Here is a 15836-nt window from a genome sequence, read left to right on the forward strand (position 1 = left end):
TTCTGATTTCATCCATATTCAGATATCTGGTTTTCAATAAATGGGCGTTTTGGTGCCCCATCTCCCATTGCAATCCGGCATAATCCCGGAATTCCAGCGCGTGGTAACTGGCAAACGTGTGTCTTAATATATCCTGCACCCATGGCCGGCAGTTATTCCAGCCGGCGCGGGCACGCACCAGCCGCCACTTGCGTTCCCATCCTGCCGGGCACAATGGTTCTTCCCGGAATGATTCCGGAAAGCCCGCAAATACTGCAACGCTACCGGCCGAAGGGTCACCCGCCGCGCCCCTCCCGTCTTGGAATGCCGTGCCGGAATGAGCGCCGCTTTTTCTTCCAGCCTGATATGCCGGAATTGGAGCCTTCTGACCTCCTGCGGACGCACTCCGGCATACAGCATCAGCGCAGCTGCTGGCAGACACTCGCCACCGCACACCTCCTGTGCTGCCGTCATCAGCCTCCGGCACTCCTCCGGCGTCAGCACAGGCACTCTTCTTTCCTTCACATGCGGACACGGCGTCTCCGCTGCCGGGTTCTTCCCCGCCCATCCCCTGCGGCAGGCAAAAGCACATATTCCGTGTAGGATGATGCGAGCCTTGCGCCGTCCGCTGGCCGTCGGGAATATATTCAGGATGCGCTGGCAATCTTCCCGCCTCAGGCTCCGCATCATCTTATGTCTCAGGTCCGGCCACGCCTTCACCATCCGCGCCGTAACGTACCGGATTTCTTCCAGCGTGCGTCGCCGCCGATGCGCCCGGGCTTTCAGGGACTCCGCCACGCAAACGGAAAAACTGACCGTCTTTTTCATCGCTTTCCATTCCTTAATCCCCAGCTCCACGCATTGCAGCCGCCCGGACATCCCGGTTGAAACACCCCGGAGCAACCGCGCCATGACCATTATTTCCGCAGCCTGCACGCGTTTTTTACGCATCCAGCAAATGAGCAGGGCTTCTTCTTCCATCAATTCCTGTTGAGTCATGAAGAAAAGATAGGAAAACGGATAGGCTATCCGCAAGATTTGTATAGATTGATTTTCTTTGGAGAAAGAGCAAAGGCGCAAGTATTTGTGTACTTAGTCAATGAATGAGTATTGCCGTTACGTTTTTGTTTCCTTATCTTTTTTTATTGCTCTGACCGTTTTATACTTGATGCGGATAGCCTATCCGTGCGAAAAGAGAGGCGTCATGTCGCCCAATCCTCAAACTCCTTCTCAGATTAAATCCCGTAAACGGGTAATGGATCACGGAGAAGTATTCACCCCTGACTGGCTGGTGAATGACATGCTCAATCTGGTGGCGCATGAAGCGGAACGCATTGACAGCCGCTTTCTGGAACCGGCATGCGGAGAAGGCGCCTTTCTGGCCCCTATCCTGTTGAGGAAGCTGGCAACCGTCCGCCGGCAATACGGCAGTTCCCCGGCGGATTATGAGTTCCGCGCCGTGCTGGCTCTCATGTCTATCTATGGGGTGGAACTGCTGGCGGATAACGTCCGCGCCTGCCGGGAACGTCTGCAGACCCTGTGGCTGGCGGAATATGAACGGCGTTTAAAACGTCCGCCCTCCGCGGAATGCCAGAAAACCGTCCACTTTGTCCTGGAACGCAACATTCTTAACGGCAACGCCCTGAGCATGAAAAAAGTAGATGCTTCCGCCCAGGATACTCAGGAGCCTATCCTCTTTTCCGAATGGTCCGCCGTGGGCGGCGCCCTCATCAAACGCCGGGACTTCCGGCAAGATGAACTCCTGCGTGATCAAAACGCCCGGACTTCCCTGGAACAGGCGGAAGGGGAACTTCCTCTGGAATACGTACCCAAATACCCGGTACGTGAGTTCCCCCCATGGATTACCGCAAACTGCCGGAAGCGGAATCATGAACAATAACATCCATAACCCTGACGTATTGAGCTGCCTGGCCAATCTTTCCAGTGACGAGGTGTTCACGCCGCCGGAGATTGCCAACGCCATGCTGGATTTGCTCCCGCAGGAGCTTTTTCCGACCCTTCCGTTACCTTTCTGGACCCCTGCTGCAAGAGCGGCGTCTTTCTGAGGGAGATTGCCAAAAGGCTCAACAAGGGGCTGGAAGCTCACCTCCCAAACCGGGAGGAGCGCCTGGAACACATTTTCAGAAATCAGCTCTTCGGCATCGCCATTACGGAGCTGACATCCCTTCTCGCCCGCCGCGGAGTGTATTGTTCCAAATACCCCAATGGGCCTTACTCCGTCGTTCGTTTTGACAATGCTGACGGCAACATCCGCTACAAACACATCACACACACCTGGAGGGGCGGCAAATGCGTCTTTTGCGGTGCCTCTCAAGCCGCCTATGGAGAGCAGGCACGAAAAGAGGGGCTGGAAAGCCACGCTTACGAATTCATCCACGCCAACAATCCGAATAACCTGTTTCCTATGAACTTTGATGTCATCATCGGCAATCCCCCTTATCAACTTGATGATGGAGGCAACGGAGCAAGTGCCAAGCCATTATATCATTTATTTGTTGAGCAAACGATGAAACTTAAACCGAAATATTTGTCTATGGTCATCCCTGCAAGATGGTATGCTGGAGGAAAGGGTTTGGATGACTTCCGAGCAACTATGCTCGGTCAAAAACATATAAGAAAACTTGTAGATGTTACCAATAGTGCAGACTGCTTCCCTGGTGTAAATATTGCAGGAGGAATCTGCTATTTTCTTTGGGATAACACTTATTCGGGAGACTGTGCCGTTGTTAACATAAAGGAGGGAGAATGCACTTCAGAGAATATTCGCTCCTTGGATGAGTTTGATTACTTTGTTCGTAGCAACCTTGCATTAACAATCATTAGAAAGGTTCTAGCAAGTAAAGATAAACTTATGAACAAAGTCGTTTACTCTCGTAATTATTTCAATCTACCAACTACTGTTAGTGGTTCTAATGAATTCGGGATTAATACTATTAAAATTCTTACCTCCAAAGGGTTCATCTATCTGCACAAAAATACTGTGACAGATAAGGAAAGTATCCTTGATAAATATAAAGTCATTATCACCTATGCCATGTCTGGTGGTAATAAGCCTACATCCGAAGGGAATTATCAAATATTATCTTCATTACGCATTCTCAACCCAAAAGAAGCCTGTACTGAAACATACCTTATTTTGGATGTGTTTGAGAAAAAGCAGGAAGCAGAAAACCTTGTTTCTTTCATGTCCAGTAAATTTGCTCGTTTCCTGCTGTTACAGGCTCTTTCGTCCATTCATATAACAAAAGATAAATTCTGTTTTGTCCCTTATGTCGGTTTTGAAAAACCTTGGACAGATGAAATGCTATATTCGAAGTATTCTCTAAAAAGCGAAGAAATAGACTATATTGAGAAATTGATTAAACCTATGGAGATTGGAGGGTAACCCACGTGGCAATTGAGTTTTTTACACAAAGAACTATGGAAAACAGCGATTGTTTCTTTAAACAAAGAACGAATGCGCGGCCAATGATTTATGCCTATGAGGACGCCAGCTATCCCGGTTGTCTGAAAGTGGGGTACACGGCGGTGGATGTGGAAAAACGCGTAGCGCAGCAGTACCCTACCTTGAGGCCGGAAGGGAAGAAACCCTACCGGGTTATCTTCGCGGAACCGGCTCTGTATGAAGACGGAAGCAGCTTTACGGACCATGCCGTACACCGGATGCTGGAGAAAAAAGGCGTGGAGGGAGTGGGCGGGGAATGGTTCCGCTGTACGGAGAAAGAAATCAGGGCGGCATGGCTGGCGGTGCGCACCCGGACGGCCAACATGGAAAACCGCACCAGGGATTTTACCATGCGCCCGGAACAGGCGGAAGCCGTGGAGCGGACGCTGAACTACTTTAAAGCGGAACGCGCGGATGGACGCACGCCGCGTTTTCTGTGGAACGCCAAAATGCGCTTTGGCAAAACCTTTGCCGCTTACCAGCTGGCACGGCGGTTGAACGCGCGCCGGGCGCTCATCCTGACCTTCAAGCCGGCGGTGCAGACGGCGTGGAAGGAAGACCTGGAAACGCACCTGGACTTTGAAGGCTGGCAATTCATCTGCCGGGAACAAGGGCCGGACGCCCAGCCCATTGACGAGCAATACCGGCAGGTGGACGCCGGACAGCCTATTGTGTGCTTCGGCTCTTTTCAGGACTTTCTGGGGGTGAATAAGGAAACGGGCGGCATCAAGCCCCAGCATGAATGGGTGCGGGAAATCAACTGGGATCTGGTTATCTTTGACGAATACCACTTTGGGGCGTGGAAGGAAAACGCCAAAGCTCTGTTCCTGATGGAGGATGAGGAAGAAGAATACAACACCGCGCCCCCGGAAACCAACACCGGCAATGTCTGCGATGAACAGGATCTGCCCATCACTGCGGACCACTACCTGTACCTTTCCGGAACGCCGTTCCGCGCCCTGAACTCCGGCGAGTTTATTGAAGAACAAATTTACAGCTGGACGTATTCCGATGAACAGCGCGCCAAGGCTGCCTGGCAGGGGGAAAATAACCCGTATGCCGCCCTGCCGCGCATGGTGCTGCTTACCTACCGCGTGCCGGAGGACATCCGGCAAATCGCTCTGGGGGGAGAGTTCAACGAATTTGACCTGAACGTCTTCTTCCAGGCGGAAGGGAAAGGGAATAAAGCCCGTTTTATTCATGAAGAATACGTCCAGAAATGGCTGGATCTGATCCGCGGCTCCCATCATGCCGCGGCGACGGATGAGCTGAAGCTGGGCGGCAAAAAGCCCCCCATGCCTTACTCGGATACCCGGCTGATGAGTTTGCTCAACCATACCCTGTGGTTTCTGCCGGATGTGGCTTCCTGCCACGCCATGAACAACCTGCTGCAACAACGTCAGAATACCTTTTACCACGACTATCAGGTCATCGTCTGCGCCGGACCGGAAGCCGGCACGGGGGCGAACGCCCTGCCGCCCGTGTTGAAGGCCATGGGCGGCAATCCGCTGGAAAGTAAAACCATTACGCTCTCCTGCGGCAAATTGACCACGGGCGTTACCGTCAAGCCCTGGGCCGGCATCTTCATGCTGCGCAATCTCTCCAGCCCGGAAACCTACTTTCAGGCAGCCTTCCGGGTGCAAAGCCCGTGGACGGTGGACAGTGATCAGCCGGGGAAAAAGAAATCGTCAAACCCAACTGCTACGTCTTTGACTTTGCCCTGGACCGCGCCCTTAAGCAAATAGCTGACTACAGCTGCCGCCTGAACGCCAACCCGGGCAATCCGGAAACCAAGGTGAAGGAGTTCATCAGCTTTCTTCCCGTGCTGGCCTACGACGGCAGCGCCATGAAACAGGTGGAAGCTGCGGAAATACTGGATATGGCCATGGCGGGAACCAGCGCCACCCTGCTGGCCAGACGCTGGGAAAGCGCCCTGCTGGTCAATGTGGATAACGTCACCCTGCAGCGCCTGCTTGCCAGCCGGGAAGCCATGGATGCCCTGATGAGCATTGAAGGCTTCCGCAATCTGAACAGTGATCTTGAGACCATTATCAACAAATCAGATGCCGTCAAAGGAATGCGCAAAGGAAAAGACAATCTGACCCCTAAGGAAAAAAAAGACCTCTCACAGGAAGAAAAGGAAATCAAATCCCTGCGCAGGCAGATACAGCAGAAACTGATCAAATTTGCCGCCAGAATCCCCATCTTCATGTATCTGTCAGACTTCCGGGAATACTGCCTGAAAGATGTGATCACCCAACTGGAGCCGCATCTGTTCCGGAAAGTAACCGGGCTGACGGAAAAAGATTTTGAACTGCTCGTCAGCCTGAACGTCTTTAATGAAGCTCTGATGAATGATGCCGTGTACAAGTTCAAACGGTATGAAGACGCCAGTCTTGTTTATACGGGTATCAATCGCCACGCGGAGGAAAACGTGGGGCTGTACGCTACCGTCCTGAGCCGGGAAGACTATGAAATGATGGCCGGGGCCCAGCAGGATTCCATGGCCGGCGCTGTAGAGGAAAAAGCCCTTCCCTCCCCAACGGCGGATGACCGCATCGCCTGCCGTCCGGAAGAGGAAGAAGAGGAACCTCCGCCCGCTCCGAACGTGCGTATTCGTAAAGGGACGTTCCTTACCCACCGGGAATACGGCACGGGCATTGTAGTAAAGTTGGACGAATCCTCCGGCCGAATGACCGTAAAATTTGGCGAAGAGAAAAAACTCTTCCCCTACCCGCGAAGCCTGGAACAAGGGAAACTCATTCCTGCTGAGAAGGCAATCCCGGAAAAAGAGGGGAATTAACCTCTCCATAAAAACAGGAGGGAGCGTCCCTTACTGTTCATGGAGCCGCATCATCTTAAACTCCCGTTTAACGGTACGGACGACGCGCCAGAGCAACAGCACCGCCGCTACGGACAGGCCGATGATGAATCCCGTCCAGATGCCGCGCGCTCCCATGGCCGGGACAATCCAGTCCGTACGGGCGAGGATGTAGCACGCCGGAAATCCTACCATCCAATAAGAGAAGAACGTAATGAAGGTAATGGACGCCGTGTCCCGGAATCCTCTCAGAACCCCGACGGAAAGCACCTGCAAACAGTCCGGAAGCTGGTAGGCCGCCGCCAGAACCAGCAGGACGGAAGCCGTGCTGACAATCAGCTCCGAGTCATTGTACAGGTGCACAATCTGCTCGCGGAACAGGGTGATGCCTCCAAAGGTGCACAGACAGATGGTGAGCACCAGCACGTAGGAGGACAGAATGGCGGATCTGGTGCCTGCCAGGTCATTCCTGCCGTGATGGTACGCCACGCGGATGGAAGCCGCCAGCCCTACGGAGAGCGGGAGCATGAACACCAGGCCTCCCACGTTCCCGGCAATCTGGTGGCTCGCCACCTGAGTCTCTCCCAGCGGAGCCAGCACCAGAGCCGCCGCGCAGAAGAGCATCACCTCGCACAGCTGGGAAACGCCTATCGGCACGCCCAGACGCACCAGGTGCGTGATGACGGAAGGCGTAGGCCGCCGCCAGGAAATGATGTGCCTGCGGTACGGCCTGTGCTTGGGATTGAAGTAAACTAGCAGGAACATCAGCAGGAATTCAATGTAGAAAATGACTGCCGTGGCCGCGCCGCACCCCGCTCCGCCCATGCGGGGAAAACCGTACATGCCGAAGACGAACATGTAGTTCAGGGGAATGTTGAGCAGCAGGCCGCACAATCCCACGTACATGGCGGGACGCGTCATGTTGGAGCCTTCGTTCAGGCTCTTCAGGGCCACGAACCCCAGGTTGGCGGGAAGGCCCCACATAATGGCGAACATGTAGGCGGAAGCCATCCGGCACATGGCGGCGTCATCGGAAATCCAGCCGAATACATTTCTCAACACATAAATGACCGGCATGGAAACCAGGCTGAGCATCAACGCCAGCCACAGGCCGTGGTTGGTCATGTAGCCCACGCGGCTTTCATGGCTTTTCCCCCGCATGTTGGCAATCACGGGGCCGATGATCATCAGCACGCCGCAGGCGAAGAGAGCCACGGGCAGGTACACGGAAGACCCCAGGGCCACGGCGGCCATGTCCGTCACGCCGGCGCGCCCGGCCACAATAGCGTCCACCGCCCCCATGCCCACAATGGAGAGGTTGACCACCAGCACCGGAAGGGCCAGCGGTATCAACTTTTTCATTTCCTTCAAATTCCACGTCTTATTCATTTTTTATTTCCTTCCATGCATTCCTCATTCAGGGAGCCGGAACATGCCGGCAAACAAGCCGGACCGGAGCGGCAGGCTCCAACCCGGCTTCAAGGTTAAGGGTATCAACCGGACCGGGGCCTCCTGCCCCGCCCGGACATTCAGCGGTCAAGCACCACACGGGCGCATTGTTCAGCCACCTGGCGGAACGCGGCGGAAACCGGATTCTGCTCAGGGTCTTCCAGAGCTACAGGACGGCCTTCGTCCCCGCCGGAGCGGGTGGCGATGTCCAGCGGAATCTTGCCGAGGAGGGGCACGCCCAGCTTGGCAGCTTCCCGCTCGCCGCCGCCTTCGCCAAAGATGTGGTAAATCTTGCCGTCGGAAGGGCATTGGAAATAGCTCATGTTTTCAATCACGCCCAGAATGGGGGTTTCCACCCGTTCAAAGAGGCCGATGGCCTTGCGGGCGTCAATCAACGCGACCTCCTGCGGGGTGGTGACCACCACTACGCCGTCCAGTTCAGCCGTCTGGACAATCGTGAGCTGAATGTCTCCGGTGCCGGGCGGCAGGTCCAGAATCAGGAAATCCACGTCCCCCCACGCCACGTTGCGCAGGAACTGCTGCACGTAGCGCGTCGCCAGGGGGCCGCGCACCGCCACAGGATCGGATTCGTTAATCAGCAGCCCCATGGAAAGGAGCTTCACGCCATGGGCCGTTACCGGAAGAAATTCGTCATTCTCATTGGCGCCGGGACGTTCCTTGGTGCCGAACATCAGGGACATGGAGGGGCCGTAAATGTCCAGGTCCACCAAGCCCACGGAATAGCCCAGCTTGCTTAGGGCCACCGCCAGGTTGGCGGAAACGGTGGATTTGCCCACCCCTCCCTTGCCGGAGGCCACGGCAATCACATGCTTGGCGCCGGGAACGGAGGATTTCCAGGTGGAGGGGTCATCGTTGATTCCCTTCTTGGCTTCCGGGGCCTTGTGCTCAATGTTGACGTCGCAATGCTTCACGCCGGGCAAATGCTTCATCACGCCGTGGACGCCTTCAAAAATGTAACGGGGAATATCCGCATTCTTGCTCTCAATCACCAAATCAATCGTGACGTTGTTTTCAGCGTCAATGTCGATCTTCTTCACCAGCCCGAAGGATACGATGTCGCGGCTGAAACCCGGGAATTTAACCGTGGTCAGCGCGGCCCGTATCAGCTCCGGAGTCAATTCCTGTTGTGTCGTCATGTGTCTGAAATACTAGTGGTTGCCATAAACATTCCGCCCCCCGCGCCTCCGGAGCGCAGCATGCGCCGGAATACAGAGATAGGGGACGGCAAAACCGGGAAGCAAAAATACTCCCTTTTTTATTTTTGACAACGCCTAATTCAGACAAAGCAACTTTTTGCCTGCCGGATATTCACCTATCCGGATACCTGAAAAATGCGGACAGCCACAGCCCCGCTATCGTTAAAAAGAAGAAAAACAGGGGGATTTATTCCCCCTGCTGCTTCAGCGTTTCCCGGATATCCTGGAGAGCGGCGATGAAATCATCCAGAATTTCCGCGGGAACCATGATCCGGTCCCGGTTGGAACTCACCTTTTCCGTAATACGCACCACTTTGCCGCGCGCATTCTGTTTGAGATCAAGAAAGAACGTCTTGCGTTCCGCAATGATTTTTTCTGTACAAATAATATCGTCCTCCACGGCTGTAATCTTCCTCCGGTTGAATGAGGCTTTCAGGATAGAGTTTCCCTCTCGGCGGGTCAATGTTTTATTTGCCATGGAATCCCCGGGTTCTCTCTTTCAACAAATTTTTATATCCCTCTTTCATTCGCCATGTTTCCTCATTTATACCTCTTTTCAGATATCCAAATTTCGATTGAAAGTGATTGAAAAGGAGTCAAATTTTCCCTCATAAACTTTAATATTTAGAGGTAACGTTCCCGACGTGTTTACGTTGTTAGTTTTTGATTCATGGTAGTCGCAACCATTGAACAAACATCATTTCATTACCATGAACAACACTTTCAACATCGGTGCCATGGACACCGTCTATCCCTTCATTCCCATGTACCCCAACGGACAGCCCCAGGGCGACTTCCAGGTCAACGGCCTCTCCGCTCCCGTCCTTATCCCCAAACGAACTGCTTCCAACAACACCCGGCACGAATGGTTCGGATACCTCAAGGTCATGGCTCCCTCCACCTGTTTTCTCCATCTCCACGCCCACTCTTCCATCTCCCTTTCCATTCCCGCCAAGGATTTGGAACTCTCCACGGAGCCGGGTCCTTCCACCCCTCTCCGCCGCCAGATCCAGTTCGACCAGGGATATTACTGGTGCCACATCGTCCATCAACACCAGCCCGACCAGGGGTCGGAAGCCGAGTTCTGCATTGCCTTAATGTGCGACAAGGAAGGCGAGCCCGACCTGGATTATTACCTGCTGGCGGAAAACACGCCTCCCAGCAGGCAAGGAGAAACCGTGCTAACCCTGGTCAACCTGTACCAGGAAGAGGAGGAAGGGAACTCGTCGAGCAGTTCCTCGGCAGGGGGAGGAGATTCCTTTGAGTTTGACCCCAAGTCAAGCAGCAGCTCCAGTTCCTCTTCCAGCAGTTCGAGTTCTTCCTCGTCCAACAGCTCGTCTTCCAGCTCCCAGCAGAGTTCTTCGGCTCCCGAGCTTCCGGATTCTTCTTCCAGTTCGTCTCTATCCAGCAGCTCCAGTTCTTCCTCGTCCAGTTCCTCGAGCAGCTGGTCGTCTTCCAGTTTCCACAGCAGTTCCTTGGTGCCCCAGGAGCCGGATTCCTCCAGCAGCGCTCCGTCTTCCAGCTCTTCCTCGAGCAGTTCCAGCAGTTCCAGCAGTTCCAGCAGTTCCAGCAGTTCCAGCAGTTCTTCTTCCAGTTCGTCGTCCTCCAGCAGTTCGAGTTCTTCGTCTTCAAGTTCCTTGAGTAGCTCCAGCTCTTCCTCGTCAAGCAGTTCTTCATGGTCCTCGTCAAGTTCATCGAGTTCTTCCAGCTCCAGCTCTTCTTCCAGCAGCAGTTCAAGTTCCCTCTCTTCTTCCTCCAGCGAGCCGGAGGAAGGAGGTTGTCCATGTCCCTGTTCCTGTGATTGTGACGAAGACGTCGAACAGTCCGATTGCAGCAAGAACACCTCCCATTTCTTCGGCGGCAACCCGGATGGAGCCGACGACTGCGAAGGATTGCTTGAAGTGGGCGAGGGCGATTCCGGAGGCGGAAGTGAAGGAGGTAATCCCACGCTTCTCCGCACCCTTGCCGAACCTTCCGCCCTCTCTTCCATCACCCTGCGCTACAAGCATCCCCTCGAATGGAGCGCCTCCTGCAATCCCGAAACCGGACAGATCTCCGTCAAACGACCCACGGGCAGTTCCATCTCCTTCCAGAGTTCTGACGGCCATGCCGGAGCCTCCGTCTCAGGAAGTTCGCGCAAGTTGAACTACAAGGTTCGGAAGCTGAATGCCGACAAGTCTCCCTGCACCGGCGGCTCTCCCGCCTATCTGGACATGGTCCAGAGCAATGGGCGCACCCTGCGCTTCTCGGCAGCCACCGGAAAGGTCGTCTCCATGGTTTCCGCCTCCGGCGTGGAAACCACGGCGGAAGCTTATTCCCGGCAGATGAAGGTGAACCGCCATCCTTCCACGGGAGCCATCCAAAGCATCTGGTCCAAGTCCCGGGGACTGCTCCAGGCGGTTCCGGAAGGCAACAGGCTCACTCTGGAATGGTACGCTCCCGGCCAGGTGAGCAAGAATGCGCGCGGCTTTGCCGGCACCGGAACTCCCTACAAGACGGTCAGCTATGAACTGAGTGACGACCAGGGCGTGCAGGTGATGGATATCGCCGAACAGAGGGAGGGGATGCCTGTCTTCCGGACGCAGCGAAGGACGGAAGGCAACAAGGTGACGACCATTCAGGGAGAGGGGGATGAGCGCACCGTGCGAACGGTGGAGAAAAACGTGCTGCCCGGTTCCAAGTGGGAGCGCATTGAAACTATTCAGGGCATCAACGAGGAAACACCTTCTTCCTGCACGCGTACAGTCAAGAAGTACACCGAGGGAGGCTGGCTGACCATCAGCAGCACCCAGGGCTACAACACCCCTCTGGCCCAGACTACGCTTTACACCTACAACGACCAGTTCCGGGTGTCCCTGGAGATCAAGCCCGATGGAGGGTACACGCGCTACGAGTACGATGACCAGGGCAGAACCGTGCTTTCCGCTGCTCCCTGGGCCGGAGGCGGCGAAAAGGGGACACGCACGACTTACGCCGACTTGCGCTTCAACGACTTCAGGCCCGCCACGGAAACCGAAGTAATTATTGCCGAGAATGGAGAAGAAACGGCGCTTCTCAAACGCACTTATACCTATGAAGACAGTCCGCAGGCCAGCCGCACGACCGTGACGGAAACCGCGCTGGGAAGCGACCAGGTTCATACCCGCGTGGAAGAGACTTATGGGGAGGCAGCGGAGTATCCCTACGCCCGGGGCAGGCGGAAGATGAGCCAGAGTATTGACGGGGTGCAAACCGTTTATACTTACGAAGCCACCGCGGAATACGGGGCCGTCCACAAGGTGACGGAGACCGTGCAGGCCAACGGAAGCATCGTTCCGGGACAAAGTACACGAAACGTGCAATACATCGCTGAAAACGGCACCACTACCAGGAAAGAACAATACGTTCACACCGGAGAAGGCTGGTCGCTGATTGCCTCGGAGGACTATGAATATGATGACGAACAGAGGCTCGTCAAGACGACGAAGGGCAACGGCAGAGTCAGTACGACTGAGTGGATGTGCTGCGGCCCGTTGAGGGAAACCGACGAAGACGGCATCACCACCAGCTACGGCTACAACACGGCCAAGCAGCTGGTGGAAACCATCCGCTCGGCGACAGAAACCACCCCTGAAATGATTACCTCCTACAGCTATGATGCGGCGGGAAGGACGATCGCCGTGCGGCGCGACGTGGGTCCGATGACGACGACGGAAAGGACGGAGTACGACGATCAGGGACGGGTCGTTTCCTCCATAGACCTACTGGGACGCACCACCCGAACCGAGTACGGCGAAGACGGACTCACCACCACCGTCACCACTCTGCAGGGGCTACCCTGGTCACTCGAACCTACTACGACGGCACAACCACCTTACAAGGAGGAACAGGGCAAAGAGAGATGGAGACCCAGCTGGAACTAACCGAAGAAGGCATCCTGACCACGACCTTGTCCAAGGGAGTTGTGCTGTCGAGGTCTCTGGAAAACGGCTTTGGACAGACCGTCCGGCAGGAACAGCCCAATACGAAGGGAGGGTTCATCGTCACCAGTAATACATACAATGACAAGGGACAATTGATCCGATCTCAAACGGAGAACCTTGCTCCTACTATCACAGAATACAACCAACTGGGGCAGGCCATGAAGAAAACCGTCCTGCTGGACGAGTTACATCCTGATAACCCTGCTAAAAACAGAATCACTGAGCACTCCTCCTGTTACCGGTTCCGGGAAGACGGCGTCTGCCAGGTGCAGACTTCCACCACCTACAATGCCGACGGTCTCCCCCTTACTCAAATCACGGAGAATATGGTTTCCCTGCTCAATCCCCTCCTGGAAAGCAAGACCATTTCCACGGACGTCTACGGACAGCAGAGCGTCGAGTGGACGGAGTACACCGCTCCTACCAGGCGCACCCGGTTCAGCCGCATTCCCACTTCAAACATGGTAGCCGAGTCTCTTGTCGTGGACGGCTTTACCGTAAGCCAGACCGACCACTCCGGAATCCGTTCCTCACAAACCCGCTCCTACGCCTCCACGGGCATGGTTCTCAAGCAGACGGACTCCAGAGGCAATGCCGCGACGACTGAAACCGACCTTGCGGGACGTCCTGTCAAAACTACCGATTCTGCAGGAAACGTGACTACCACTAGCTACTCGCCCTGCTGTGACAATCCCGCCTGCATCATCGACGCCCTGGGGGGAACAGTTTGCTATTCTTATGACATACGCGGCAGAAAGACGGCCAAGTACGGCACCGCCACCCAGCCGGCCTGCTTCGCCTACGACGAAGCCGATCACATGGTCTCCCTGACTACCTTCCGGGCAGATGAGGGAGACATCACTTCCGATCCTTGCGGCCGTACTGACGGAGACACCACCGCGTGGCTCCATGACGAGGCTACGGGGCTTGAACTCAAGAAGACCTATGCAGACGGGTCCTGTGTCTCGAAAACCTACGACACTCTCAACCGTCTGGAGACATTGACCAAGGCCAGAGGAATCACCACCACCTACGCCTATGCTCCTCTCACCGGGGAACTCGTCTCCGTCTCCCACAGTGACGGTACGCCAGGATGGGAGTTCTCCTGCAACCACCTCGGACAAATGACCTCCGTCCGGGACGCCTCCGGAATCAGGGAACTTTCCTATGATGCCTATGGCCGCATAATCCAGGACACTTCCTTTGGAACCGTAGAAAGCTCCATTCAGGAACAATATGATGTCTTGGGACGTTCTGAAGGCTACCGCCTGATGGTCGGCACACGCACGGTGCAGCACTCTCATCTTGACTACGATTCCAAAGGTGCCATCATCGGGATGAATCTGGAAGGACTGGAGTATCCCTTTACCTGGCAGTACAATCCAACCAGCGGCTTCCTCAACTATCTCACCTACCCCAACGGCATGGCCCGCTGCAATACCTACCATCCCAGGCTCAACCTCGTAACCGCCATCGGTTACAGGAAGGGAGCGGACGGCGAATTGGCAGCCGGCCACGAATACGACTACGACGCCCTGGGGCGTCCCATTCAGCGACGTGATTCCTGGGATGTCGCCACTCCTGCCGCGCTAAGAGATTTTACCTACAATGGCCGCAGCGAGCTGGTGGAAGACCGGATCAGCCGGGGAGGATGCTTCAGCTACCGATACGACAACATCGGCAACCGCAAAACCGCTCGGGAACTGGAAGAGGAAGTATCCTACGATGCCAACTGTCTTAACCAGTACGCGGAGATTGCCGGGAGAGAAGAACATTTTACCCCCGTCTACGACGCCGACGGCAACCAGACCCGCATCAGGACCTCGACAGGTATCTGGGAAATCAGTTACGACGCCAACGACCGCCCCATCGTCTTCACCAGCCAGGATGGCAGAACAACCATCACCTGCGGCTACGACTACCGAGGAAGGCGCTTCGAGAAGAAGGTCTCCGTCAATGGGGCAGTATCCAGCCATTGCCGGTTCCTGTACCGGGACTACCTGCAGGTAGCTGAACTGGATTTGACGCATCCCGAACCTTTGCTGGTAAAGAGCTACCTGTGGGACCCGACGGAACCCATGGCCACACGCCTTTTGGCAGTGAACTATTGGAAGAACAGCGGTAAGGAAATTGATAAACATTTTTACTTCATATACGATGCCATTAAAAATGTTACTTCCATCTTCGACGGACAGCAGACGAGAAGGGCTCTCTATGAATATGCATCCTTTGGTGATCTGCTGGCTACTGAAGGAGACATGGCTCAGGAAAACAAGTTTCGTTTTTCCTGTGAATATGTAGACGACGAACTGGGACTTGTGTATTATAATTACCGTTATCTCAATCCCACAGACGGAAGATGGATTAGCAGGGATCCTATCTCGGAACAGGGTGGGCGGAATTTGTATGGGTTTGTAAGAAATAATTCTATTATTGATTTTGATTTATTAGGAAAAATAACCTACCAAGAATGCACTAAAGAAGTTCAATATTTATTGAATAATCCTTCCGGATATCTAAAAGCTTCAATTAAAGCTATAAAAAGTAATAAAAAATGTGCATTGCCTTCAACGATATGTATGTGCAATCTGAATAAAAAGTCTACATTTTTAGGTGTTTATTATGCAATAAAAAATATCATAAATATTTATTACAATAAAATTAAAAACAAAACAACATTAGAGCAAATTTTAACACATGAATATATTCATGCATATCAGGAATGCGAAAGGCCTGGCAAGACAGGATGTAGAGAAATGGTAAAGAGAGAAATAGTAGCATATAAATATGATGGTAGATGTAAGGTTTTGCATAATACAATTCCTAATTTTGACGAATGTGTTAAAAAAGGTGCAACAAGGTCTGCAGCTCCTTCCTGTGGTGGAGAAACATCTGCAAGAAAAGTAGTAGATGAGATTTATCCTCAAATAAAAATATAGTTT

General features: G+C 54.1%; 11 protein-coding genes and 1 pseudogene. 6 read left to right on the forward strand and 6 right to left on the reverse strand.

Annotated features, from left to right (window positions below; genetic code table 11):
- Positions 1 to 123: 123 nt before the first annotated feature.
- Positions 124 to 978, reverse strand: a complete 855-nt coding sequence (locus tag PVA48_RS14840) for a tyrosine-type recombinase/integrase (protein WP_423231971.1) — start codon at positions 976 to 978, stop codon at positions 124 to 126.
- A gap of 256 nt (positions 979 to 1234) precedes the next feature.
- Between PVA48_RS14840 and PVA48_RS14845 the strand changes: the two genes are divergently transcribed.
- From PVA48_RS14845 to PVA48_RS14860, 4 genes and pseudogenes are all read left to right on the forward strand, one after another.
- A complete protein-coding gene (locus PVA48_RS14845) occupies positions 1235 to 1879 on the forward strand; it encodes a hypothetical protein (RefSeq protein ID WP_423231972.1) in 645 nt (214 codons plus the stop codon).
- Complete coding sequence (locus PVA48_RS14850; RefSeq protein WP_423231973.1) at positions 1869 to 2045, forward strand: hypothetical protein; 177 nt, start codon at positions 1869 to 1871, stop codon at positions 2043 to 2045. Before PVA48_RS14845 ends, PVA48_RS14850 begins: the two co-directional genes overlap by 11 nt.
- A gap of 137 nt (positions 2046 to 2182) precedes the next feature.
- A complete protein-coding gene (locus tag PVA48_RS14855; RefSeq protein WP_423231974.1) occupies positions 2183 to 3385 on the forward strand; it encodes an Eco57I restriction-modification methylase domain-containing protein in 1203 nt (400 codons plus the stop codon).
- Between the two features lie 35 nt (positions 3386 to 3420).
- Positions 3421 to 6248 (forward strand): annotated as a pseudogene (locus tag PVA48_RS14860) (DEAD/DEAH box helicase).
- Positions 6249 to 6278: 30 nt separating this feature from the next.
- Here the strand turns inward: PVA48_RS14860 and PVA48_RS14865 are convergent.
- The 5 genes from PVA48_RS14865 to PVA48_RS14885 form a co-directional block, all read right to left on the reverse strand.
- Positions 6279 to 7655, reverse strand: coding sequence for an MATE family efflux transporter (locus PVA48_RS14865; RefSeq protein WP_102732577.1), 1377 nt, complete (start codon positions 7653 to 7655; stop codon positions 6279 to 6281).
- Between the two features lie 140 nt (positions 7656 to 7795).
- Positions 7796 to 8872 (reverse strand): P-loop NTPase, encoded by a 1077-nt coding sequence (locus tag PVA48_RS14870; RefSeq protein WP_102722351.1) that lies wholly within the window; start codon positions 8870 to 8872, stop codon positions 7796 to 7798.
- A 247-nt stretch (positions 8873 to 9119) separates the two neighbouring features.
- The gene (locus PVA48_RS14875; RefSeq protein ID WP_012421062.1) at positions 9120 to 9332 is read right to left on the reverse strand and encodes a DNA/RNA-binding protein; all 213 of its coding nucleotides are present in this window, start codon (positions 9330 to 9332) and stop codon (positions 9120 to 9122) included.
- Between the two features lie 268 nt (positions 9333 to 9600).
- A complete protein-coding gene (locus PVA48_RS14880) occupies positions 9601 to 9984 on the reverse strand; it encodes a hypothetical protein (RefSeq protein WP_146021163.1) in 384 nt (127 codons plus the stop codon).
- Positions 9985 to 10064: 80 nt separating this feature from the next.
- Entirely contained in the window at positions 10065 to 10775 is a 711-nt protein-coding gene (locus tag PVA48_RS14885) for a hypothetical protein (protein ID WP_215709540.1), read from the reverse strand.
- Between the two features lie 49 nt (positions 10776 to 10824).
- Here PVA48_RS14885 and PVA48_RS14890 point away from each other — a divergent pair, with 49 nt between their 5' ends.
- Positions 10825 to 12834 (forward strand): hypothetical protein, encoded by a 2010-nt coding sequence (locus tag PVA48_RS14890; protein ID WP_423231975.1) that lies wholly within the window; start codon positions 10825 to 10827, stop codon positions 12832 to 12834.
- 41 nt (positions 12835 to 12875) lie between these two features.
- Positions 12876 to 15833, forward strand: coding sequence for an RHS repeat-associated core domain-containing protein (locus PVA48_RS14895; RefSeq protein WP_423231976.1), 2958 nt, complete (start codon positions 12876 to 12878; stop codon positions 15831 to 15833).
- The last annotated feature ends 3 nt before the right edge of the window (positions 15834 to 15836 follow it).

This window comes from Akkermansia sp. JRP_AM1, assembly GCF_049262625.1.
Taxonomy (GTDB): domain Bacteria; phylum Verrucomicrobiota; class Verrucomicrobiia; order Verrucomicrobiales; family Akkermansiaceae; genus Akkermansia; species Akkermansia massiliensis.